This is a genomic window from Jannaschia sp. M317, from assembly GCF_025141175.1.
Classification (GTDB): domain Bacteria; phylum Pseudomonadota; class Alphaproteobacteria; order Rhodobacterales; family Rhodobacteraceae; genus Jannaschia.
On sequence record NZ_CP081155.1, the window covers coordinates 2,802,491 to 2,826,874 of the forward strand.

Consider the following 24,384-nt stretch of genomic DNA (forward strand, 5'->3'; position numbering starts at 1 on the left):
CAGACTGTGGATGTAGAAGCGGCTGCTTGCGCCGTTGTCCGGATAGAACCGCACATTGAAGCTGCGCCCGTTGTTGCAGCGGCCACGCGCCACAACGTCCTGCCCCGGCCCATAGGTGATTCGATCCGTGATACGGTAGCCTGACGCCGGTGCAGAAGATGCCCTGCCAGATGAACTGGACCCGCCACCGGACGACGCCGCAGAGGGGCCACCCTGCCCGCACAGCCCCCGTTCGCGCAAGCCGCCCCGACCGCGCCAACGAAACCGGTCAGAACATCGCAAACCATCGGTCGCCCACTGCTGCGGCGCGATGTTGCCCGACGGTCAACGTTGAAGGGATCACCGCGCGAGGTTTCGGAGCCACGAAGGGCGGATCGCGCCCCTACATCGCGGACGAATTTCGCGCAGCGCTCCTTGCCGTGCGCGCACCATGATCCCGTCTTTCGAACGCGGGTGCGTCGATCCAGGTCTATGACCAACCCGTCCGCCCGCTGATGCCGGATGTCCGCCCTGTCATCCGAAACGGCTGTCGTGTGCCGATAGAAGCTGCCAGTCTGCCGGTGGGTGGCTGGCGTGCCGCAGGCGGTCAGGCCGGCCAAGCCGACCGACAGACACGGCGGAAATTGACTTCCTCCGGGACTTCGCGAACTTGGATGACCCGCTGGTGCAGACAGGCAAATGAAACGCGTCAAATCCAAGCGCCGGGGTTCCTGATGCTGTTCAGTTCGGCTGCTGCCGCAGGCAATAACGGCCTGTCGAACGCCTTTGGTCTTGCCCTTCGATACGGGGCGGGCAAACGTGGCCTCTGACAACCGGGGGTGCCGTTGGATCAAGACAACAAACGCGGGTTGACGCTTATCGCGCCGCCTTTCCTGTATGCCATCGCCCTGCTGGCCGGACCTCTGCTGGCAGTTCTGATCTTCAGCTTCTGGACGCAGGATTATCTGACCATCGACCGCACGCTGACCCTGGCCAATTATGCCAAGGCCGCGACGGATCCGATCTATCGCACCATCCTGGGGCGCAGCCTGCTGATTTCGGGGGCTGTGACGATCATCACGGTCCTGCTGGCCTTTCCGGTCGCCTATTACGTCAGCTTCCACGTCCGCCCGGATCGCAAGAGCCTGTGGCTCTTCCTCATCACCATCCCGTTCTGGACCAGTTATCTGCTGCGGATTTTCCTGTGGAAGGTGATGCTGGGCTACAACGGAGTCATCAACTCCGCCCTGACCGGCATCGGGGTGATCGACGAGCCGCTGACGTTCATCTTGTACAATGCGAACGCCGTCGTCATCACGCTGAGCCACGCATTTGCGCCGTTCGCCATCCTGCCGATCTTTGTCGCGTTAGAGAAAATCGACCGTAGCCTGCTGGAGGCCGCGCGCGACCTGGGGGAAAACGCAGTGACGAGTTTCCTGCGGGTGACCCTGCCGCTGGCCATGCCCGGCGTGGTCGCGGCGCTGCTAATCGTGTTCATCCCCACGGTCGGCGACTATGTGACGCCAGCACAGGTCGGCGGCCCCGGCGGGTTGATGATTGCCAACCTGATCCAATCGCATTTCGGCGGGCTGAACGACGCGCCTATGGGGGCGACCCTGTCGATTGTCGCCATGGCCTCGGTTACGATCATCGCCCTGATTATCGTCTGGATCGCGCGCCGGTTCAGCGGGGGGATGCGCTGATGCTGCGGATCTATGTTCTGGCGTTTTTGGTGTTTCTTTATGCGCCGATCCTGTTGTTGCCGGTGTTTGCGTTCAACGATTCCACGGTCATCGCCTTTCCGCTGAACGGGTTCACGACCAAGTGGTTCGATGAACTGTGGTCAAACGCGGAGCTGCACGCCGCGCTGCTGAACTCGCTTTTCGTGGCGACGGTGTCAGCGGTTCTGTCCGTCGTGCTGGGTCTGGCAGCCGCGCGCGCGAACGTCCGCTACCGCTTTCCGGGCAAGGCGGCGGCGATGGGGTTGATCATGCTGCCGCTGGTCCTGCCGGAGATCATTGTCGCCGTCTCGCTTTTGGTGGTTGCGGTCAAGGTGTTCGGCCTGGGTCTGTCGCTCTGGACGGTTGTGGCGGCGCATGTCCTGATCTGCACGCCCTTTGCCATCGCCATTCTGAACGCCAGTTTCCAGTCCCTTGACCCCAGCCTGGAGGAAGCGGCGGTGGATCTGGGCTGCACCCGGCCCGAGACGTTTCGCCTGATCACCCTGCCGCTGGTCATGCCGGGCATCGTCGCGGCACTGCTGATCTGTTTCACAATCTCACTGGACGAATTCATCATCGCGTTCTTCCTCACCGGCTCTGACCCGACCTTGCCGGTCTATATCTGGTCGCTGCTCCGCTTTCCCCGGCTGATCCCGGTGGTCATGGCCCTGGGCACGATCCTGATGCTGGTGTCGATCACCATCCTCATCCTCGCCGAATGGAACCGCCGCCGGGGCCTGGCCCGTGCGGGCATCAAAGACAAAGGGGGCTTCCTGTGAGCGAGCCACTGATCCGCCTGCGCGGCATCCAGAAATACTATGGCGAATACCACGCGTTGCGCGGGATCGACCTGGACATCGGCGCCGGAGAGTTCTTTTCCCTGCTGGGTCCGTCGGGCTGCGGCAAGACCACATTGCTGCGTGTGATTGCAGGGTTCGAGGACGTGTCCGAGGGCACCGTCGTGCTGGGCGGGACCGACATGACCCGCGTGCCGCCGAACAAGCGCCCCACGAACATGGTGTTCCAATCCTATGCCATTTTCCCGCATCTGTCGGTGGCGCAGAATGTCGCCTTCGGGCTGCGCAAACGGTCGGACCTGAACCGCGCGGCACGGGATACCCTGGTCGAGGATGCCCTCGATATGGTCGGGCTGGACGGCTATGGCAGCCGCGCCGCGCACGCTCTGTCCGGGGGGCAACGGCAACGGGTCGCGCTGGCCCGCGCGCTGGTTTTGAAACCCCGCGTCCTGCTGCTGGACGAGCCGCTGAGCGCGCTGGACAAGAAAATGCGTGAGCAGATGCAGGTGGAGCTGATCCGCCTGCAACGGCAGGTCGGCATTACCTTCATCCTTGTCACCCACGACCAGGAAGAGGCGCTGGTCATGTCCGATCGCATCGCCGTCATGTTCGAAGGCGACGTCGCCCAGATCGCCGAAGCCGAGGCGCTGTACCGCCGTCCGGCCACGCGCCGGGTGGCTGAATTCATCGGTGTCATGAACTTCCTCCCCGCGCACGTGGACGGCGCAGAGGTCGAAATCGCAGGCTTGGGACGCATGGCCCTGGACGCGTTGCAATCCACGGCAACGACCGAGGGCGAGACGGTCGCAGGTTTTCGCCCCGAAACCGCAACCTTGTTGTTCCCTGGACAGGACGCCCCGGATCGCATCGCAACGGGCCGCGTGACCGAGGTCGTCTACTACGGCGACATGACCTATTACGATGTGGTGCTGACCGGCAGCGACACGCCTATTCGCATCTCGATGCGCAACGTATTCGGGCGTCCGGTTCTGGAAATCGGGGCCGAGGCACGTCTGGCCTGGTCGCCCGGCGCCGTCACCTTGTTCCGCTAGCCCCGGCTCGGCGGAGTTTGGATAACCTGGGGACATCGCCAGATTTCGGGACCACCACACCGCAGTCCCCACGACCCACACGGTTGGAACCGTAAAGCCCGATCCCGTCAAACCTCGGTCTGACGCAGAAGCCAACAAATCGTTTCGGGTCAGACCGGAACGGTCACACCGGACGTGGCCTGCTTCGACACCGCCATGATCAGAGTGTCGCCTACCGCCCGATGTTCATCGCAGGCTTCTCGATTGTCTCATCGAGAAGGCTGTTGTCTAGAGAACCGCTCCCTTTGAAGGAACGCTCGGTACGCGGAACGTAATGTCCTTCCCGCCAGACCCGCAGGAAATCAGATCAGGAATCTTCGAGGACCCTTCTGGCAACACGAAAGCACTCAAGCGCCTGGGGCACACCACAATAGATCCCGATGACATGAATAATCGCACGGATTTCGTCAGGAGTGACCCCATTGTTGATCGCACCCCGGCAATGGATCTCCCATTCCTGCATCTTGCCTAGCGCGCCAATCATCGAGAGGTTCATCATCGAGCGCGTCTTTGCGTCGATGACCTCATCGCCCCAACCAAAGCCCCAGCACCAAGCCGTCATTGCTTCCTGGAAAGGGCGCGTAAAGTCATCCGCAGCCGCAAGGTTCTTTTCGACGTATTCCGCGCCAAGCGTCGATTTACGTTTTTCCAACCCCTTGAGGAACAGGTCTTCATCAAATGCGCTCATGTGTCAGCCTTTCAGTTTTATGGCGACGTTTTTGGTCTGAACATAGTTCCACAAAGCTTCGCGACCTTTTTCTCGACCATAGCCGGATTTTCCATACCCACCAAAGGGCGTTTCAACTCCGCCAGCGTACCATTCGTTCACAAAAACCTGCCCTGCCCGAAGGCGTCGCGCAGCCGTGGTGGCCCTGTCCAAATTTCGGGTAAAGACCCCGGCTACCAGACCGTAGGGCGTTCCGTTTGCGATTCTGATCGCCTCTTCATCAGACGAGAATTTCAGAACAGAAAGAACAGGACCGAATACTTCTTCGTTGGCAATCGTCATGTCAGGCGTAACATCTGTCAGAATAGTCGGTTCAAGGAATGCGCCCGGGATATTCATTTTTCGCCCGCCTGTGACGACAGTGGCACCTTGCGCTTGTGCATCCGCAATCATCTGTACTGCGCGATCCCGCTGCGCTTCGGATACCATTGCGCCCATTGTCGCGCCAAAATCCGGCTGATCAATACCGGGTTGTACAGTAAGTGATCGCGCGACGCCGGCCATACGCTCGACGAGCGCATCATGCACAGTGTCATGGACAATCACGCGGCTCATCGCAGAACAGACTTGGCCCGCATTGAAATAAATGCCCCATCGGACGTCATTCTCAAACGTTTCGAGATCGGCGTCATCATGGACAATGGCAGCGGATTTGCCGCCAAGTTCCAAAATACAAGGCACGACATTTTGGGCCGCAGCGGTTGCAATGGCAATCCCTGTCGCCACCGATCCCGTAAAAACGATCTGATTGACATCAGGATGGGCGGACAAGGCGGCACCGGCATCATGGCCCAAACCGCATAGAATGTTGACTGCACCATTCGGCAAGCCAACCGCTTCGGCCGCATGGGCAAACCATGAACTGCTGAGCGGCGTCAATTCGGAAGTCTTGATTACGCACGCGTTTCCCGTGGCCAGAGCCGCTGACAGCGACCGAGCCGTCATTTCGACCGGATAGTTCCAGGGAATGATTTGTGCCGAGACACCATAGGGCTCATGGAGCGTGAAATCAAAATAATCTCTGCCAAGAGGAATTGATCGCCCCTCGATCGTTTCTGCCTGGTTTCCGTAGTATTCAAAATACCGCGCAGCCCCCTCGATCTCAATCCGCGCCTCCCAAAGCGGTTTTCCCTGTTCCAGGGTCAACGTACGAGCGAGTTCATCTATGTGGTCCAGCAGGTAGCGGCCCATGGATTGCACCATACGTCCCCGTTCGACAGGGCGCAGGTCTGACAGCGCACCAGATCGGTGCACACGCTGCGCCGCTTTTACCGCGCAATCGACATCACCGGCATCGGCAAGTGCCTGTTCCGCCAGTTTCTCACCAGTACCGGGGTCAAATACGTCGATCCGCCCGGCCCCGCCATCGACCCAAGCACCGTCAATGTAGTTTTTCCAAAAGCCTTTTATCACAGCGTAATTCTGTATTGATATAGATGATCATAGTGCGGCTTCATGCGGCGATGCACGCGGCGCACCCGATCGGGGGCCTCTGCCACTTCGACATAGCGTCGCATTTGCGGCTTTAATCCTGTAGAGGCGCGCAAATTCGCGTGAAAACTGCCACCATCCCACCAACTGTAGTCACCGGTATCCGCACCGGGTTCCCAACTTAACGCCTCCGGGATGAACGGAATATCCACGGCCTCGCAAAACGCCTTTACCATCGTTTCCGGATCTTCAAGAAGGTCGTCACTGTCGATGACAGGTGGTGGTGTGCTATTGAGTGCAGTCAGCAGATCAAATAGCGCGCGTTGCTCGGGAAACCCGACCTCAAGCTCATCGAAATCGGGCCATTTGTTATAGACGGACGAGATCGTTTTGGCCGGGTCGCGGATCAGGAACGCATGGGTGAACTTAGACAGGAACGCAGGCGTCCACATGTGATTGACGTAGTGCGGAAAATCCTTGAGAAACACCGGGCCATTTTCTGCGCGTGCTTGGATATTGTCCCAGACGCTTTCGATAGTCAGACCCTGCGTGGTTTTGTCGCTTGTGGTAAAACGCGGCCAGAATGGATCTTCGCCCTGATACCACGCCTCACCAAAAGGTTCGTGAAGGCAATCCAAATCACCCCGCTGACGCATCATCCATTCAAACGCGGTCGAGGTCGAACGAGGAATCGCCCAAAGAGCTACAATCTTATGCATGCAGGCTCTCCAATAACTGGCTTTGCGGGGTTGTGGGCGCGATGCCGAGGTCCTTCATGATCCGCCAATAAAGTGCGGTATCATGACCGATTACTGGCTTGCCGAGTTTGGCTTCCATCGCTCGGGCCAAATGGAGAGGGCGTTGCGGAAGGCCATCTGGGCCTGTGCGAAAATTGCACATGCCGTTGATAAGGTAGGCGTCGGCATTGGGGGCCTTGTCTGCCACGTAGGAAAAACTGCGCTCAAACAGATCGCCGTCAAAAATCCAACGTCGGACATTGACGGCGGCTTGATCGGGAAGCCAGCCTTGATCCACAAAGTTTCCTGCCCAAAGCACATCAAATCCGGCATCGCGCAGAAATTGCGCCGTGCCCTGCCACCATTCGGGCCAATGGTAGGCTGCGTTCAATGCGACCTTTTCGATACCTTGATCGCGCAAAGCTTCGACCATGGCGTAGCCTGCCATGTGAAACCGTATCTGATATTTGTCGGAAAGATCCGCGCAATGCTGGCGGATACCTTCAACACCCAGGCCACTGGCGTGTACCCAATTCGATCCCACCTGCCCGCAGACATCGACCCCATTGCGCGACATGCAGTGCACGAAATCGTCCAGCATTCCAAAATTCTGTTTACGTTGATCCAACCCGTGTGCGTAGTCAGGCGCATGCAGCATCCAGCCATGTACACCGACCGTTTCGGGTGAAATGCGCAGAAAATCCGACGGAGCAGCATCAAAATCGAAGGGCGGACAGGTAAAGCCGACCTGATGAGGAAACAGCTTTTGTTCTGGCGTCCATTGGGTTGGCATCAGGGATGTGTCAGCCATCAATGGCCTCCCGCATCCAACGTTGCAAATGCATCACCGGGTGTTCCGAATTAACGCCACCTTTCGGGTCAATCACCAGCGGACCGGGCCGGTATCCACGAGATCCAAGCCCGCGTTGTACGCTTTCCACCAAATGAATATCCTCTTCAACTGTGGTCGCGCGATCCTGTTTGGACAGCAAACGTACCTTTTCATCATCGACACCATCGACAGAATACCAGCCACGCCAGACAACAACGTGATCCGTGTCAACTGCACGCCAGTGGTAGGTATTCAAGACATTTCCGGGATACACCTGAAACGACATCATCGGCCAAAGAAACCAGCTCGAGTATTCGGCGGCATGCGCAAACCCGGAATTGATGTCATAGGTCATCTGGTCCAGCGCCTGGCACTGTGTGGTGTGTCGCAGACACATTCCCTGTGGCTGAATATCATAGGTTTCCGGTTTCACCACTCCGCTTGCAAATGTTGGATGGTTTAGGGAGCAGTGATAGCACTCCGAATAGTTCTCGACCGAGACCTTCCAATTACAGTTCTCAGGTATCTCGACCCATTCCAGCGGCTTCAGGTCTTTCCAGTTGGGCACCCATTCTTCCAGCTCGGCCCGTGCGCCCGGAAACCATTCTTCCATCGGGGCCGCATCGGGATCGAGATTCACGAAAACAAATCCTAGAAGTTCCTCGACCCTGACCTCTGTCAGACAAACAGAGGACTTTTCAAACCCATCGACAGATTTCAGGTTCGGGCCGGCCCGCAACTCTCCGCTCAATTCGTAGGTCCAGGCGTGATAAGGGCAGACGATGACACGCGTGGTCCCTGCCCCGCTGACGAGTTGATGCGCCCGGTGCTGACAGACGTTATAGAAAACACGGATCTGCGCATCCCGGCCACGGATCGCAAACAGGCTTTCTCCCGCGATTTCGAAGGTGGCATAGGAACCAATCCCTTCCAACTCGGAAGCGTGACATCCGAATTGCCAGGTGCGCGCCAGCAACCCGGCGCATTCTGCTTCAAACACGGTGTGGTCGATATAATAGCGTGCATCAAGCGACCGGATCGGTTCTTTCATTTGTCCTCCGGGTAATACAGGCCAAGCTGATGGCGACGCTTGTGAAAGGTTTCGACCCTCTCGACGATTTCGTCGCTGGCTACGGCGACGACGAAGGATAACAGCGTTTCGAGCAGTGCGATCGTACTGATCGACGACGGAAAGAATTGGGGCGTTTCGACTGAGACAACGAACCCGTGATCCGCACCGCGCAGGATCGGGCTGGCCGGACTATCAGATAGGGCGACAATCGTCATGCCCTGCTCGCGGGCGATCTCCACCGCTTCGACCACCTCCGAGCGGTAAGGCTTGGATGTCATCGCAATCAGCACATCCCGTCCATCTGCCCATGCCAGGTCATCGACAGGCGTTGACCCCGCCCGCGGGATGGCGTGGAATTCCGTCATTCCGGTCGAGGCGAGATACGCGAAATTCCGCGCCACTGAGTTGTTGACGCCGACCCCCAATATGAAGACACGCCGCGCGGCCCAGATCGCCTCTGCGGCGGCTTTCATATCGTCGGTGGAAATCAGTGCGAATGTGTCTTCGATATTGCGGATCGCATCATTGATCATATCCGCATAAAGCCCACCCAGATCGCCTGACTTGCGAATGTCTTGCAACCACCGGGCCCGGTCGGGAAAGTCGGCGGACCCGCGGCGGATAGCCTCGCGGAATGGGGTGCGGAAATCCTCGTAGCCTTCGAACCCCACCTGCCTGGCCATCCGGACCACGGTGTTGGGCTTGACGTTTGCCGCCTGCGCAATCTCGCGCACGGTCGAAACACCCACATCACGCGGGTTCTCCAAGACATAGGTCGCCGCCTTGCGGGCCTCCGGCGTCAGGTTTGGCAGCTCTTGGGCCAGCCGCTCCAGAATCGCATTTGATACATTTGTCCCATTCATGATTGACTATGGTACTTTTGGTTGCTTAGCCTGTCGAGAGAAAACTACTCGTTGAAAGGGAATGCTGTGGCAGCTGAGTTTCCACCGACTGCACGCGTGGTCATCGTAGGCGGCGGCGTCATGGGCGTGGGCCTGGCCTATCATCTGGGGCACGAGGGCTGGGGTGCCGACACGGTGCTGCTTGAAAAGGCGGAACTTACATCGGGCAGCACCTGGCATGCGGCAGGCCAGATCACCCATTCGACGTCCAGCTTCGGCTTGGGCAAGTGCGTTGACTACAACGTCAACCTCTACTCTGGCGGGTTGGAGGCAGAGACGGGCCAGCCAGTCACATGGCACGGCTGCGGGTCATTCCGTCTGGCGTACACGACAGATGAAATGGATTGGTTGCGCCACACCCTGTCCGTCGGTCGATCGCTGGGTTTCAACATCGAGTTGGTGGGGCCCGAAAAGGTCGCCGAGCTGCATCCGTTCTACAACCTCACGGGCGTTCTGGGCGCGTTGCACACGCCGGACGATGGCCATGTGGACCCCACGAACGTGACAATGGCCATGGCCGCAGGTGCGCGTCAAAAGGGCGTTAAGATCATACGCCAGTGTCGCGCAACAAACATAACCCAACTGCCCAATGGCGAATGGCAAGTCGAGACCGACAAGGGAACCATCACCTGCGAACATGTGGTTAACGCCGGTGGTACCTATGCCCGGCAGATGGGCGAATGGTCAGGGCTGCAACTGCCGATGACATCGATGACCCACCATTATTTCGTCACCGAACCTGTCCCCGAATTCGAAGCCCTGGAAACTGAATTGCCCGTCATCCGGGACGACAGAAAGGTATCGGGCTACATCCGGATGGAGCAGAAACGCGGGCTGATCGGGATCTATGAAAAGGAGAACCCGAACTCCGTCTGGCACGATCATTGCCCATGGGACTATGAAAACTGGCTCTTTGACGCCGATTACGACCGCATCATGCCCTATCTGGAAGAAAGTCTGAACCGGATGCCGATCTTCGCCACGCTGGGCATTCAGCGCGAGGTTCACGGTGCCATCAGCCATCCGCCGGACGGCAATCCGCTGATTGGCCCGGCCCCCGGCGTGCGCAATTACTGGTGTTGCTGCGGCACGCAGATCGGCATCGGTTGGGGTCCGGGCCTGACCCGCGAATTGGCCCGGTGGATGGTTCATGGTGCGGCCGATATCTCCATGCGGGACTATGATCCGCGACGCTTTGGCAGCTATGCGAAGAAAGAGTGGCAGGTCGTGAAGGCCGAAGAGGATTATTGCCTGCGCCACGAAATTCCGTTTCCGCATTTCAACCGACTGGCAGGTCGTCCGATCAAGCCCTCGCCTTTATACGAGTTGCTCAAATCCAAAGGTGCCGTGCACGAAGAAGTCTACGGCTTCGAACGCCCCCGCTGGTTTGCCAAAGACGGCGTGGCACAGCAGGATCACTATTCATTCAACCGCACACCCGTGGATGACATCGTCGCGGCCGAAGTCAAAGCCGTCCGCGAAACTGTGGGCATCATGGACGTCACCGCCTTTACCAAGATACTTGTCTCTGGGCCTGACGCCTACGCGCTTTTGGACCGCCTGACCGCAAACCGCATGCCGCAAAAGGTTGGGTCGATCACGCTGACGCATATGCTGAACCGCGCGGGCCGGATCGAGCTTGAGACCACCATCGTCCGCCTTGCGGATGACCAGTTCTATCTGGTTTGCGCGGCCTTCTTCGAGCAACGCATGCTGGATCACCTGAACCAGCACCGCGACGCCGAGAACGCCACGATCATCGCGTTGTCGTCCGAGTGGTCCGCGCTGTCCCTAAACGGGCCGCGTGCACGGGATGTTCTGGGCGCATGCACCGAGGCGGATCTTTCCAACGCCGGGTTCCGTTGGCTGTCTGCAAGGCAAGTCACCATCGCCGGTCACGAGATTTGGGCGTTCCGCATGTCCTATGCCGGGGAACTGGGGTGGGAATTCCATATGCCCAACGCCGCCTGTCTTGATGTCTACACTGCCCTATGGGCCGCAGGCGAGGCGCATGGGATCGCGGACTACGGGTCCTTTGCGATGAACGTGATGCGGATGGAAAAGGGTTTCAAAGGGGCCGGTGAATTGACCAATGAGGTCACCCTGGCCGAGGCAGATGTCTTGCGATTCACACGCACAGACAAAGACTATCTCGGCCGCGACCGGACCCTTGACGCGAACCTGCGATGGGTCTGCGCCTATCTTGAAATTGAACCCGACGGCCAGGCGGACGGCCATGGCGGCGAGGCCGTATTGTGGGGGGACAAGGTCGTGGGATCGACCGCATCGGTAGCCTATGGACCGACTGTCGGCAAAATCCTCGCCTTTGCCTACATCAAACCAGAAGCCGCCGAACCGGACACGCAATTGCAGGTGATCATCCATGGCGCGCCGCGTGCCGCGAAGGTTCTGGCCGCACCCGCCTATGATCCGGAAAGCCAAAAACCACGTGTGGACGCGACATGACCCTTCCGAACACGATGCGTGCGATGGTGACGATGGGGCACGGCGACCTGGATCAAATGGTGCTGCACCAGGACTGGCCGCGGCCTGAACCCACAGCTGGCGAAGTCCTGATCCGCGTCGGCGCCTGCGGGTTGAACAACACGGACGTCAACACGCGCTCGGGTTGGTATTCCAAGACCGTGACGGACGCCACAACCGGCGGCTCTTTTGCCGAAGTCGGCAAGGACGATCCGACCTGGGGCGGAGCGCCAATCCTGTTTCCTCGGATCCAGGGGGCCGATGTGTGCGGCAGGATCGTGGCCGTTGGGGCAGGCGTTGACGCCGCGCGCATCGGTGAACGGGTCATTACGGATGGCTGGTTGCGCGACACCGATCACCTGGATGACATTAACAAAACTGGCTATTTCGGGTCCGAACGCGACGGCGGCTTCGCGGAATACACGTCCATCCCTGCGCGCAATGCCCTTGTGATCAAATCTGACCTGTCCGACGCAGAGCTTGCGACCTTTTCCTGCTCCTATTCTACCGCCGAAGGCATGCTGACACGAGCGCAGGTCTCGGCCAGTGATACGGTCCTGATCCCCGGTGCGTCAGGTGGCGTCGGTGGCGCATTGGTGCAACTGGCAAAGCGGCGCGGCGCGCGTGTGATCGCAATGGCGTCGGCTGCCAAGCATGCAGATGTTGCAGCGCTGGGCCCGGATGCAATCCTGCCCCGCGCGCCGGATAACCTGCGCAAGGCACTCGGCGACGCAAGGATCACGGTTGTCGCGGACGTGGTAGGCGGTCCTGGTTGGGCGGCCCTGATTAATGTGCTGGAACGTGGCGGGCGCTACACCTGTTCCGGTGCGATCGCGGGGCCGATGGTCGATCTGGATTTGCGCACGTTCTACCTGCGTGATCTGACGTTCACAGGCTCTACGGTGATCGCGCCCGAGGTCATGCCGAACCTGGTTCGCTATATCGAACAGGGCGACATCAAGCCCAGCCTTGCCGCGACCTATCCCTTGGATCAGCTGCACCAGGCGCAAGCGGCCTTCATTGCAAAGAAACACACGGGCAATATCGTGGTTTGCCTATGAAAATAACGGAAATCTCGGTCTATCAGATCAACCTTCCGCTGGAGCATCCCTATTGGCTGTCTGGTGGCCGGCTGAAGTTCGAAGTGCTGGACGCAACGCTGGTCAGGATCGTGACGGACGCGGGTCTGATCGGATGGGGTGAAGGCACGCCATGGGGGCACACCTACGTGCCAGCCCACGGACCCGGACTCCGCGCGGGGATTGCGACGATGGCCCCTTTCATCCTGGGTCACGACCCGCGCCGGGTCCTGGACGTGGAACGCGCGATGGACCTGGCCTTGCCTGGCCATCTCTATGCCAAAAGCCCGATTGATATGGCGTGCTGGGATATTGCAGGACAGGCAGCAGGTCTGCCGATCGCAGATCTGATGGGCGGCGGGTCCCGTACGCCGCGACCCATCGCGTCATCGGTCGGGGCCAAGACGGCGGCAGAAACCCGCACCGTGATCGAGCGTTACCGCGCGCGGGGCTACCTCGCCCATTCGGTCAAGATCGGTGGTGATGTGGACCGCGACATCGCGCGCATTCGCGACGTTGAAAGCATCCGGCTCGAGGGGGAAATCGTGCTCTACGACGTCAATCGTGGCTGGACACGCCAACAGGCCCTGCGGGTCATGTCGGCCACGCGAGATCTTAACGTGATGTTTGAACAACCCTGCGAAACGCTCGACGACATTGCGGCCCTGCGCGGCAAGCATTCAGCGGCAGTATCAGTGGATGAAACGTTGAATACCCTGCAAGACGCCGCCCGCATCGCGCGTGACGGGCTGGCAGAGGTGTTCGGGATCAAGCTGAACCGCGTCGGTGGCCTCACCAAGGCGGCCCGCATGCGCGACATCGCCCTGGCCCACGGCATCGACATGTTCGTGATGGCGACAGGTGGTTCCGTCCTGGCGGATGCCGAGGCGCTGCATCTCGCGGCCACTATCCCTGACGCAAATTGCCACGCGGTCTGGGCCTGCCAGGATATGCTGACGGTGGATATCGCAGGCGGTCGGGGGCCGCGCAACGTTGATGGGCACCTGTCATTGCCCGCTGATCCCGGCCTTGGCGTCCACCCTGACGAAGATGCGCTTGGCCCACCCGTAGCCGTCTACACCTGAGGGTTCACACGCAGGTCACGGGCATCCCCCGACTTCTTCACGATCATCACCTAAACCGGGCCAGAAACATGCAAAAGTTGACGTCACAATCAGAGTGGATCACCCGTGCGAAGGCCGTCCTTCCCGCCGGGGGCTTTGGGAACTTCGATCCGGGCATCGTGATCGCCAAAGGTCACGGCAGCCGCGTATGGGATGAGGACGGCAAGGAATACATCGACTACCTGATAGGATCTGGCCCGATGCTTCTTGGCCATGGTCACCCCGAGGTTATGGAAGCCGTCCTAGAACAATTGCCCAAAGGCATGACGTTCTTCGCCAACAACGCCAAGGGCGTCGAACTGGCCGAGGCCATCGTCGACGCCGTACCATGTTGCGAGCAGGTCCGGTTCGTCGCATCGGGGGGCGAAGCCGACATGTACGCCATCCGACTGGCGCGCGCGTACACGGGTCGCAACAAGATCCTGAAATTCGAAGGCGGATACCACGGAATGAGCGCTGAGGCCCAGATGAGCCTGGCCCCCTTGGCGCGGGTGAATTTCCCTCAGGCCGTCCCTGACAGCGCGGGAATCCCACAGGGCGTTGCGGATCAAATGCTGATCGCGCCCTACAATGACCTAGCGGCAGTCGAAGCGCTGTTGAATGAACACAAAGACGTCGCCGCAATCATCGCGGAACCGCTTCAACGGATCATTCCTGCCGAACCGGGTTATCTGCAGGGCCTGCGTGACTTGTGCGACAGGCATTCCGTGATGCTGATCTTCGACGAAATCGTCACTGGATTCCGATTGGCCTATGGCGGCGCTCAGGAACGCTATGGCGTCACACCAGACATTTGCACTTTGGGCAAGATAATCGGCGGAGGCTTTCCCCTTGCCGCCCTTGGCGCCAGCACTGAAATCATGCAGCATTTTGACAAATCAATTGTTGGATCCGACAAGTGGCTCATGCAATTGGGGACCCTGTCCGGAAACCCTGTCGCAGCGGCTGCGGGTCTCAAGACGATGGAGGTTCTGCGCCGACCAGGAAGCTACGAAAGACTGCGGACGATCGGTAGATCCCTTCAGGATATGCAGAGGGATGCTCTGTCAGAGGCGGGCATCGCGCATCAAATCTGCGGCGACGAAACCCTGTTCGACATCTTTTTCACAGAGACTGCATGCAGGGATTACCGATCCGCAAAGCATGATGATCCCGCGCAAAATGCCACATATAATACGGTCCTGCGCAAACACGGTGTCTTCAAGTCACCTGGAAAACTCTATCCCTCCCTCGCGATTACCGAAGCGGACTTGGAGCAGACACGATTTGCTGTGCTCGAAGCTGTTCAATCGACTTTCCTGGACTAGGAAAACCTGCCTCCTCGTCATTTCCACGTGCGAGGCTGAAGAGTTTGTCAAACCGCACGAAAGGAACATCATCTGACCTGGGATCAGACCTCAGAAAGGGACACTGATCGACGTCGCCGCACGCGGAATTCTGGGTTCGACGTGGATGCCTCCCTTGACCGGAGCAAGCTCAGGACCGTCAAATTGACCAAGGCGTTCTGGCGATCAGAAAGTAATCCAGAACTCACTAATGCTATTCCCCCGAGGTCCCGCCAACAGCCTTTCTTTCAACATGGGAATAAACTGTCGTTCGAGAAACGCCCAGTGTTCTTGAGGTCAGCGCGACATTTCCGCTACAATGGTTGTACATGCGATTGATCTCCCGGCACTTGGCCTCGCGAACCGAATTGCCCCTGCATCGCAGACAGACATGTCCGACAACCGTCGGAAGGCCGAGAATGCGTTCCACGTGTTCTTCTCGAATATTTCCGGCCTTCGAGTGAACAACGAGGAGCCTCAGCTGGTTGGCCAGGTCCGACATGTTTCGAGGGCGGTCAAATTTCTGCAGCAATGACATCGCAGAGCTTGAGAGCCGGTGCTTCGAAGAAATCCCAGCCAAGATGTTGGCGGCCACCAAGGCAAAGTCGTTTCGATCTTCCAACGTCGGCAAGTGCACCGTCATCTGAGTGAGGTTTTCATAGGTTCTGAGGACGTCGCCCGTCCATTCCCTGTCGGCGGCGTCGTCTGGAACGGCCGTCGACATGATGCACCAATTTGGCCTGATCATTTGCAACCGATCAATGAATTGCATGATCTTTCCTGCGGTGGGTCCCCGCATGGCCGCAAGATTTTCAACGACAAGCATGCCATTTTCATGGTCGAGGATATCGCGCCGAGTATCCAGTTCAGTGATCAGTTCTGCTGGCGGACCGGATTTATCGGCGTAATTCGCATGGCTGCAGTCAATGGTAACCAGTGGGCCGTCGGTTGCCAGACTTTGATGCACGGACTGCGCAAACGTCGTACGCCCCGACCCTGTCTGACCTGAAACACAAATCGGCAGGCGCGCCTTTGCCGATCGGATCGCAAGCCGCATGCTGTTGCGTACCCGCCCGTCATGGAACACCGGATCGTCCGAACGTTGCGGAATCGAAAACACGGGCGATGTCGAAAGGGACACCCTTTTATGTGTTATCGAGTCACCGATGCGTGGGTGCGAAAATCGCATTCGCGCAAAATAACTCGCGTTCAACCAGTCGACCAAACGGACGACTTCGCCCAATCTCGTCTGAGAGACGATGGCCCCGAAGCCCCCTCGGAAGAGATCGGAAAACATCTTTGGTCCAGAAAGATCGATTCCATTGAAAAGTTGGCAAGCAGATCGATTTGCACCTGTTATACGACCATCTTCATCGACACTCACCATGCCGACGCTTTGGGTCGTCAAGTATTCCTGCCGAGGATGGAACTGAATGATCGCATCACCACGGTGATCGTTCACAAATAGCCGATTCTCGATGTTGCTGGCAGCCAGGGATACAAGCGCCTGGGTGTGGTTCTGGCGATCCGGCAATTCAGAAGACACATCAAGCAGACCGATAAGACGCCCTTGACTGTCAAATATTGGTGCCGCGACACAGGATACCCCCGCATGCCCCGCAAGAAAGTGCTCTGCGCCGGAAACGGCACTTGGTTCGCCTGTGTGCAGGGCAAGTCCAAGTCCATTTGTCCCGCGAAGATCTTCGGTCCAGATTGTACCGCACCGTACACTGCGAGAACAGGCGGACTCCTGGAACTGATGATCCATGAGCGCCTCAAGAACGACGCCTTGTGTATCGGCGTAGGCTACCATGTGGTTCGTGCCCGATATCTGGTTGCTCAAAAGCTCCAACTCGGGACGAACGACGCTCAGCAGGATTTCGTGTTTTTCCTTCGCCTCGCGCAATTGGCTATGGGACACTGCTGCATCGGCAGACTTGGCTCTTGGATCCAGGCCTTTGCCGAGGCATCGCGCCCAGCTGTTCGCTATGGCCGCAGGAAGCGCATCATGCTGAAATATCCCCTCGGATTCCAGCATGGCCCGTGCATCTGAAAGATCTCCCTGCACCCTGCCCTCCCCACATACGTGCCAGATCAGTAGAAAACGGGCCGGGCATGAAAGCAAGTAAAGTGCCCAGTTTCTGGACACAGTTTGACGGCTGAAGCCCTGTTTCTGAACAACCTAGAAGCGTTACTTGCCAGTTTACCCAGTTTTAACTGAACGAACTGCTCTGGAGGGAGGCCGACAGGACGAGGCATGGGCCGCAAAGGCGGTCCGGACCCAAGCCGTGCGGGAGGCACGCGGGGTCCACTTTGGAATGCCGACTGTGCCCGGTCTTGCAATCCACAGGCGACCACACCCGCCACCAGAGCAGCGGAAAACTGGGAACGATCTGGGAGGATCTGATGAGGTATCTACTAAGCGCCGTGGCGGCATCTGCGTTGCTCGGCACCGCGGCAACCGCGCAAACCAACCTGGAGCTGCTTGGCCAGTTCAAGGTTACGGGTACGACCGAACACACAGTCATTGACCAAAATGCGCCTGCTGCCGACTCGATCCGATCGGTGCTCGAAGGCATCACCCTGCCGGACGGCTTCAAGATCGAGTTGTATGCGCTCGTGCCGGATGCGCGCCACATGGCGATGGCACCGCAGGGTACTGTGCTCTTTGTGGGAACGAAGAAAGAGAAGGTCTGGGCCGTTCTGGACCGCGATCGCGACCGCGTCGCCGACGAAGTAAAAGACTTTGCGCCGTCGTTGGAATTTGACGTTCCGAATGGTGTGGCTTTCTCCGACGATGGCTTTTTGTTCATCGCCGAGCGTAACCGGGTAATGATGTACCCCGCCGCCGAGTTCTTTCACGAGAGCCCGGACGTCGTCGCCGTCCCGATCGTCCCCCAAGGCACGCTGATCCCGGTTGAGGAAGAAAGCTACAACCATACGGCCCGCGTGATCAAAGTCGGGCCTGACAACAAGCTCTACATCTCGCTTGGTCAGCCTTTCAATGTTGCTCCGGCGGAAAAGCTTGACCTCTATGATGAATGGGGGATCGGCGGGATCATCCGCATGAACCGGGATGGCTCTGACCGCGAAGTCTACACCTACGGCGTTCGCAATTCCGTCGGGCATGACTTCCACCCTGTAACGGGTGAGCTTTGGTGGACGGACAACCAGGTCGACGGCATGGGCGACGACATCCCCCCAGGTGAGATCAACCGGCAGACCGAAATGGGACAACACTTCGGGGCACCCTGGTTTGGTGGCGGCAGCACACGGACCAACGAATATGCGGGCCAGGAAGTCCCCGTCGATGTCGTGATGCCTGCTTCGGAAACCATCGCACATGCGGCCGATCTGGGCATGACCTTCTACACTGGAAAGATGTTCCCCGAGAAATACCAGAACGCGATCTTCTCGGCTCAGCACGGGTCATGGAACCGCACCACGCCGGTTGGCGCACGTGTCATGGTTACCTTCATCGACGATGAAGGCAATGCGACGACCGAACCGTTCGCCGAAGGCTGGATCGACGAGAACGGCGAGTATGACGGACGTCCCGTTGACGTGGCGATGATGCGGGACGGCTCGATCCTCGTATCAGACGACTTCGCCAATGCGATCTATCGCATTTCCTACACTGCAGAATGAAACCCTTGCTTGGCCGCCTGGGCGGCCAAGCACCCGTCAGGTAGTACCATGATCCATAGAACACTCCTCGCGATTGCGACCATTGTGGCGACAGCAGCCCCCGGTGCGTCCTTCGCGGCCGATCTCGAGAACGGGAACAAGCTGGCCCGCCAATGTTCCGCCTGCCATGGTCGGCAGGGCATCTCACGCGACCCGGAAGTGCCGATTATTGCTGGTCAACACGCTTTCTATCTTGAGAAAGCCCTTAAGGATTACCGGGATGGCGGTCGCGAAGATCGCCGTATGACGTTAATCGTCCAACGTCTAAGCGATACCGACATCAAAGACCTGGCGGCTCACTTTGCGGCCTTTGAGATAGGCATCAAAGAGTTAGACTAGGCACAACTGGCCCGTCCTGCACACAACCTGTCAGGCATTCAGCTCCCGCGACCGGCTTGCCGGTTGCGATACCTGAACAGACAAGCTGTTCCGACTTGCAAGATCAAGAACTGGACAGGGTGCAACGACGCACTGGGCCCCCTGGCGATCCCCTGATCGGCAGGGGGTTGCACGGCAATCTCCCGAGCAGTTGATCTGATCCATAGACTGGCCGGTGAACTCCCTTGGATTTGTAGACGCACTGACTGCTGACGTTCAGCCGAGCGCCCAAGACGGGGACAAGTTCACGCGGGATACGATGACCTGCCAGAGCCAGGCCCCGGCCCTGCACCACGCGCAAAAAGGGTCACCAAAAGCCCCGACCATCCAAACGCAACAAAAACGACGCGCGGCCTGGCCGTAGGTAGGAACAACCTTGGAGCGAGACATTCTTCTCCGCGCCTGCGCCCCGCTGAAAAATCGTAGCCAGCCAGCCACCCCACCGGCTTCCGTCGACGGCTTCCGTTGAACAGATAGGATCTTTGAACGCGAAGAAACGCGAACAGAACAAAAACAAACTGCTCAAACGTTCCGACAGAACCTTGGCGCGCGACCTGCAACTCATTGAAAACCCATGGAGGCGAGTAGGAGAATCGAACTCCTGTACACGGATTTGCAATCCGCTGCGTAACCACTCCGCCAACTCGCCGACCGGTGGTGTGTGTCCCTTTAACCCCGTCGTCGGGGGCCCGCAAGCGCCAGAAACCGGATTGCGATTGCGCCACGCGGGGCATCGTGCAATCTGGTCGCGACGAAAACTAGACCGATGGGTTCAGATTGAAGATGACCGCGTCCCAGCCCCTTCGCACAATGATGGTCGACACGCAGGTTCGCCCCTCCGACGTGACCAAATTCCCGATCATCGCGGCCATGCTTGATGTCCCGCGTGAAGATTACGTGCCCGCCGCGGCCCGATCTGTCGCCTACATGGATGCCCCCGTGGCCATGGGCGACGGTCGCGAGGTGCCGGAGGCGCGGACGCTGGCCAAGATGCTGGACGCCCTGGAGATTTCGCGCGACGACTCGGTTTTGATCGTGGGCGGCGGCCTCGGGTATTCGACGGCAATTCTGGCACGGATGGCGGCATCGGTCGTGATGGTCGAGGAAGACGGCGCGCTCGCCTCCGAGGCGGAAAGCACGCTGGCGCAACATGACGTCCTCAACGCTGTCGTCCTCGAAGGCGCGCTGACCGAAGGGGCCGCCAAGGCGGGCCCCTTCGATGTCATCGTGATCGAAGGCGGCGTCGAACTCGTGCCCGAGGCGCTTAGCGCGCAGTTGCGCGACGGCGGCCGGATTGCCGCGGTTTTCCAGACCGGCGCCCTCGGCGAGGTCCGTGTCGGTCAGGCCGCTGCCTCCGGGCTGTCCTGGCGCTTTGCCTTCAACGCCACCGCGCCGGTTCTGCCCGGTTTTGCCGCGGAGCGCGCCTTTACCCTTTGATCCAACAAGGGCACCATCAGAGTGCCCGGAGCAGTCGAGCCTTCAGGAGCCAGCCTATGACCGCAGCTACTTTTCCAAACAGAGCCCGGTTGCGGCGGCGTGCCCGCACGCTGGTCTTGTCCGGCGCGATTGCGCTTGGGGCGATCGGCGGGGCCCGTGCCGAAAGCCTGACGGACACGCTGATCCAGTCCTACCGGAATTCCCCCCAGCTAGAACAGCAGCGCGCCCTGCTGCGCGCCGCCGATGAGGATGTGGCGATTGCCGTGTCAGCTCTGCGTCCGACGCTGAATGCTCAGGCTTCGGTTTCGAAAACGGTGACGGATACCCTGCCGACGGCCACCGGTGCCTCGCTATCGCTCATCCTGGATTATACGCTTGTCGACGGCGGGCAGCGGTTCCTGCGCATCGGTGCCGCCAAGGAGGCGGTCCTGGCCGGGCGCTATGGCCTGATCCAGGCGGAACAGCAGATCCTTCTGAACGGGGCCAGTGCCTATCTCAACCTGTTGCAGTCATTGCGGAACGTGGACCTGCGCGAATCCAATCTGCGGCTGCTGCAGCAACAGCTACGGGCGGCGCGCGATCGGTTCGAGGTGGGTGAGGTCACCCGCACGGACGTCACCATTGCCGAGGCGCGGCTGGCTGCGGCGCAATCGTTGCTGGCCAACGCCCGCGGCCAAGTGGACATCCAGCGCGAGACGTATCGCCTGATCACGGGCCGGATGCCGACGGGCCGCTTGTCTGCCCCGCCCCCGTCGCCGCAATTGCCGCCCACGATCGACCGGGCACAGGCGCTGGCGTTGCAGGTGCACCCGTTGATCACGGCCGCGCAGCACGAGGTGACGGCCGCAACGCTTTTGGCAGACGCCGCCGAAGCGGACCGGTTGCCCAGCATAAATCTTGGCGGATCCCTGGGTATTGACCGCCGCGTCGGAGAGCCGTCGACCTCGCTTTCGGTCACCGGGTCCATCCCGATCTATAACGGCGGGCGACTGTCCGCGTTGAACCGTCGCGCCATTGCCAACGCACAGGCCAGCCGCGCCGCCTTGGCCCAGCAGGCGCGCACCGTCTCCGAAGGGGTCGGACGCGCCTACGCCTTGCTCAGGATTGCGCGCGCACAGATCACCGCATCGAAACAACAGGTCCGCTCCGCTCAACTGGCCTTCGAAGGCTTCCGGGAGGAAGCCCTGCTCGGCGCGCGCACCACGCTTGACGTGCTGGACGCGGAGCAGGAGTTGCTGGACGCGCGCACCGCCGCGCTGCAGGCCGAGATTGACGCGCAACTGGCGGTCTATCAGGTACTGGCCTCGATCGGGCTTATGACGACCGACCACCTTGGCCTTTCGGTCGAACGCTATGACCCCAGCGCCTATTACAACCTGGTTTCGAACGCCCCGGCGATTTCGCCCTCGGCACAGGGCGGTCGACTGGATAGCGTTCTGCGGCGTTTCGGTCGCAACTGATTGATGCATTCAATGGAAGGGGCGCGGGCGCATTGCGTCTGCGCCCCTTCCTCATGTTAAGGTTTTCGCCAGAAACGCGCGGCCCCGAATGTCGCGCCCGGTGAGGAGAGCAGCGCGATGGCACATTCCCACGATATCGAGGACGTCCTTTCGTCGATCCGGCGCCTGGTCGCCAACGAGAACGACGGTGCCCCCAGCAACCCCTCACGCAGCACGCCGCCCGCATCCTCCGCACGTCCCGAGACCCCGGCCCTGGTGCTGGCCCCGACGCAGCGCGTGACCGAGGTCGAGGACCCCTTCCAGATGATCCGCTCGCTGGCCCAACAGGAACGGGACGGGCGGGACGCGGCCTTTGTGGTCAAGATGGTCGATCGCGAGGTGACCGCGATCACCGACGATCTGGTCGCGCAGGAACTGGAAGGGCGCGACTGGCCCGAGGGCGATGCGCCCGAAGCCGGGACCGACGTTCCCGAAGAATATGTCGAAGACACCGACTACCAGCCCGAGCCGGAGGCCGACGCGCCCTCTGTCTGGCCGGAACAGGCAGACGCCGCCGTTTCGTCCGAGTTGTCCGATGACGACGATGGTGCACTGGACGACTTGTCAGAGGCCGTGGGCAAGGACGAAGCCCTGCGCGGCCTGATCTCCGAGATTGTCCGGCAGGAGCTGTCTGGGGCCCTGGGCGAACGGATCACCCGCAACGTGCGCAAATTGGTCCGGCGCGAGCTGCGGCAGATGTTGTCGTCAGGCGACTTCGACTGATCATCCGACCTGACCCTAGGTAAGATACTGAATGCAAAAAACGAAAACGCGCCGGGGACTGAACCGGCGCGTTTTCGTGTTTTGGCAGACGATCCCCCTTTCGGGGGTCTCGGGGATCAGGCGGCTTCGGCGGCCAGTTCGGCAGCTTGGCGGCGCTCGCTTTCTTCACGCGAAAGCGCGACAGAGGTGCGGACACCCCGGCTGACGAATTCCATCAAGCCGGACACGACCCGCTCATTGGGGTCGATACCTGCACAAGACAGCACTTCGCGACCATCACGCGACCGCGCCCAGCGGGCGATCTGCTCAGGTCCGTTGCCGTACTTCTTGTCATCCGAGATGGCATCGTCGAGCGCTGCCAGAACGACCGCGGCAAAAAGCTTGCGCGCCCGCTGGCCCTGTTCAAAGTTGAACGCTGTCGCATCGACAAAATCGGTCATCCCGTGCTCCTGTATTATTGCTCTTGCATCTTTACGGTAGGCCCGCCTAACAGACCTTTTACGATTCGCGCCATGCAATTTCAGAATACCTCACTTGCATTCTGCGCATGGGTTTCGCGGATCGAAACAAAATCTGCCCTGCAAACATCCTCCAACCCCACGAAATATGGGGCAGGCCCTTAATCGTTCAAGCTTTCGTCAAGTTTTGGTCACATTTGACACAGCCTGCTCCTCAACACCCGGTTGCGCCCATTGTTCCAATCTGCCGGGGTCCCTCTTCGTGAAATCTTGCCCCGCCCTGCCCTTCAGCTTAAGGACCCGGGCAATCCAGTAAACATGCGAGTCCGTAAAATGCCCAAGATCAACGGCAACGAAATCCGCCCCGGCAACGTTTTGGAGCATGACGGGCACCTATGGTCCGCCGTGAAGGTCGATCACGTGAAGCCCGGCAAGGGCGGCGCCTTTGCCCAGGTCGAGATGAAAAACCTGCGCAACGGATCCAAACTGAACGAACGCTTCCGCTCGGCCGACAAGGTGGAGCGTGTGCGCCTGGAGCAGAAGGATCAGCAGTTCCTCTACGAATCCGATGGCAAGCTCGTGTTCATGGACACCACGACCTACGACCAGGTCGAACTGGACGCCGACATCCTGGGCGAACGCCGCCCGTTCCTGCAAGACGGCATGATGGTCGTCGTAGAATACTACGACGAAGAGGCGCTGAACGCGACGCTGCCGCAAAAGGTCACCTGCAAGATCGTCGAGACGGAACCGATCGTAAAGGGCCAGACGGCGGCCAACAGCTTCAAGCCCGCGCTGCTGGATAACGGCGTCCGCGTGATGGTTCCCCCCTTCGTGGGCCAGGACGAAGACATCGTCGTCAACACCGAGACGATGGAATATAGCGAACGGGCCTGACCCC

Annotated in this window: 21 protein-coding genes and 1 tRNA gene; 13 read left to right on the forward strand and 9 right to left on the reverse strand. The window is 59.6% G+C overall.

The features are described 5' to 3' along the window. Nucleotides 1–824 precede the first annotated feature (824 nt). The 3 genes from K3551_RS14295 to K3551_RS14305 are packed head-to-tail and all read left to right on the forward strand — an operon-like array spanning nt 825 to nt 3,549. A complete protein-coding gene (locus tag K3551_RS14295) occupies nt 825–1,682 on the forward strand; it encodes an ABC transporter permease (RefSeq protein WP_311199737.1) in 858 nt (285 codons plus the stop codon). Then, a complete protein-coding gene (locus K3551_RS14300; protein WP_259914610.1) occupies nt 1,682–2,479 on the forward strand; it encodes an ABC transporter permease in 798 nt (265 codons plus the stop codon). Before K3551_RS14295 ends, K3551_RS14300 begins: the two co-directional genes overlap by 1 nt. A gap of 8 nt (nt 2,480–2,487) precedes the next feature. Next, a complete protein-coding gene (locus K3551_RS14305) occupies nt 2,488–3,549 on the forward strand; it encodes an ABC transporter ATP-binding protein (RefSeq protein ID WP_409197431.1) in 1,062 nt (353 codons plus the stop codon). Between the two features lie 346 nt (nt 3,550–3,895). Here K3551_RS14305 and K3551_RS14310 read toward each other — a convergent pair whose 3' ends face one another. From K3551_RS14310 to K3551_RS14335, 6 genes are read right to left on the reverse strand one after another with little or no spacing between them, the layout of a single operon-like run. Beyond that, nucleotides 3,896–4,276: a carboxymuconolactone decarboxylase family protein gene (locus K3551_RS14310; RefSeq protein ID WP_259914637.1), complete on the reverse strand. Its 381-nt coding sequence runs from the start codon at nt 4,274–4,276 to the stop codon at nt 3,896–3,898. A 3-nt stretch (nt 4,277–4,279) separates the two neighbouring features. Beyond that, on the reverse strand, nt 4,280–5,728 hold the full coding sequence (locus tag K3551_RS14315; RefSeq protein ID WP_259914640.1) for an aldehyde dehydrogenase family protein: 1,449 nt from the start codon (nt 5,726–5,728) through the stop codon (nt 4,280–4,282). Further along, complete coding sequence (locus K3551_RS14320) at nt 5,725–6,465, reverse strand: sulfotransferase family protein (protein WP_259914643.1); 741 nt, start codon at nt 6,463–6,465, stop codon at nt 5,725–5,727. Before K3551_RS14320 ends, K3551_RS14315 begins: the two co-directional genes overlap by 4 nt. Beyond that, nucleotides 6,458–7,294 (reverse strand): hypothetical protein, encoded by an 837-nt coding sequence (locus K3551_RS14325; RefSeq protein ID WP_259914645.1) that lies wholly within the window; start codon nt 7,292–7,294, stop codon nt 6,458–6,460. Before K3551_RS14325 ends, K3551_RS14320 begins: the two co-directional genes overlap by 8 nt. Next, a complete protein-coding gene (locus K3551_RS14330; RefSeq protein WP_259914647.1) occupies nt 7,287–8,366 on the reverse strand; it encodes an aromatic ring-hydroxylating dioxygenase subunit alpha in 1,080 nt (359 codons plus the stop codon). Before K3551_RS14330 ends, K3551_RS14325 begins: the two co-directional genes overlap by 8 nt. Further along, the gene (locus tag K3551_RS14335; RefSeq protein WP_259914649.1) at nt 8,363–9,250 is read right to left on the reverse strand and encodes a MurR/RpiR family transcriptional regulator; all 888 of its coding nucleotides are present in this window, start codon (nt 9,248–9,250) and stop codon (nt 8,363–8,365) included. Before K3551_RS14335 ends, K3551_RS14330 begins: the two co-directional genes overlap by 4 nt. A gap of 120 nt (nt 9,251–9,370) precedes the next feature. Here K3551_RS14335 and K3551_RS14340 point away from each other — a divergent pair, with 120 nt between their 5' ends. From K3551_RS14340 to K3551_RS14355, 4 genes are all read left to right on the forward strand, one after another. Next, nucleotides 9,371–11,755, forward strand: a complete 2,385-nt coding sequence (locus K3551_RS14340; RefSeq protein ID WP_259919638.1) for an FAD-dependent oxidoreductase — start codon at nt 9,371–9,373, stop codon at nt 11,753–11,755. Beyond that, a complete protein-coding gene (locus tag K3551_RS14345) occupies nt 11,752–12,834 on the forward strand; it encodes an alcohol dehydrogenase family protein (RefSeq protein ID WP_259914651.1) in 1,083 nt (360 codons plus the stop codon). The genes K3551_RS14340 and K3551_RS14345 overlap by 4 nt, the downstream gene beginning before the upstream one ends. Then, complete coding sequence (locus K3551_RS14350; RefSeq protein ID WP_259914653.1) at nt 12,831–13,937, forward strand: mandelate racemase/muconate lactonizing enzyme family protein; 1,107 nt, start codon at nt 12,831–12,833, stop codon at nt 13,935–13,937. Before K3551_RS14345 ends, K3551_RS14350 begins: the two co-directional genes overlap by 4 nt. Nucleotides 13,938–14,005: 68 nt before the next feature. Next, nucleotides 14,006–15,283 (forward strand): aspartate aminotransferase family protein, encoded by a 1,278-nt coding sequence (locus tag K3551_RS14355; protein WP_259914656.1) that lies wholly within the window; start codon nt 14,006–14,008, stop codon nt 15,281–15,283. Nucleotides 15,284–15,515: 232 nt separating this feature from the next. On the opposite strand, the gene K3551_RS14360 is transcribed toward K3551_RS14355, so the two are convergent. Continuing rightward, nucleotides 15,516–17,339, reverse strand: a complete 1,824-nt coding sequence (locus K3551_RS14360) for a sigma-54-dependent Fis family transcriptional regulator (protein WP_259914658.1) — start codon at nt 17,337–17,339, stop codon at nt 15,516–15,518. A gap of 368 nt (nt 17,340–17,707) precedes the next feature. Between K3551_RS14360 and K3551_RS14365 the strand changes: the two genes are divergently transcribed. Together K3551_RS14365 and K3551_RS14370 are read left to right on the forward strand one after the other, a co-directional pair. Beyond that, entirely contained in the window at nt 17,708–18,949 is a 1,242-nt protein-coding gene (locus K3551_RS14365) for a sorbosone dehydrogenase family protein (protein ID WP_259914661.1), read from the forward strand. A 48-nt stretch (nt 18,950–18,997) separates the two neighbouring features. Then, on the forward strand, nt 18,998–19,327 hold the full coding sequence (locus K3551_RS14370) for a cytochrome c (RefSeq protein WP_259914663.1): 330 nt from the start codon (nt 18,998–19,000) through the stop codon (nt 19,325–19,327). 614 nt (nt 19,328–19,941) lie between these two features. On the opposite strand, the gene K3551_RS14375 is transcribed toward K3551_RS14370, so the two are convergent. Continuing rightward, nucleotides 19,942–20,015, reverse strand: a tRNA-Cys gene (locus tag K3551_RS14375). Between the two features lie 134 nt (nt 20,016–20,149). On the opposite strand from K3551_RS14375, the gene K3551_RS14380 reads away from it, so the two are divergent. From K3551_RS14380 to K3551_RS14390, 3 genes are all read left to right on the forward strand, one after another. Beyond that, nucleotides 20,150–20,803, forward strand: a complete 654-nt coding sequence (locus K3551_RS14380; RefSeq protein ID WP_259914666.1) for a protein-L-isoaspartate O-methyltransferase — start codon at nt 20,150–20,152, stop codon at nt 20,801–20,803. A 56-nt stretch (nt 20,804–20,859) separates the two neighbouring features. Then, nucleotides 20,860–22,263, forward strand: coding sequence for a TolC family outer membrane protein (locus K3551_RS14385; protein WP_259914669.1), 1,404 nt, complete (start codon nt 20,860–20,862; stop codon nt 22,261–22,263). Nucleotides 22,264–22,380: 117 nt separating this feature from the next. Beyond that, a complete protein-coding gene (locus K3551_RS14390) occupies nt 22,381–23,025 on the forward strand; it encodes a hypothetical protein (RefSeq protein WP_259914671.1) in 645 nt (214 codons plus the stop codon). 116 nt (nt 23,026–23,141) lie between these two features. Here K3551_RS14390 and K3551_RS14395 read toward each other — a convergent pair whose 3' ends face one another. After that, complete coding sequence (locus tag K3551_RS14395; protein ID WP_259914674.1) at nt 23,142–23,465, reverse strand: DUF6280 family protein; 324 nt, start codon at nt 23,463–23,465, stop codon at nt 23,142–23,144. Between the two features lie 351 nt (nt 23,466–23,816). Here K3551_RS14395 and efp point away from each other — a divergent pair, with 351 nt between their 5' ends. After that, nucleotides 23,817–24,380, forward strand: coding sequence for an elongation factor P (gene efp, locus K3551_RS14400; RefSeq protein WP_259914676.1), 564 nt, complete (start codon nt 23,817–23,819; stop codon nt 24,378–24,380). Nucleotides 24,381–24,384 lie beyond the last annotated feature (4 nt).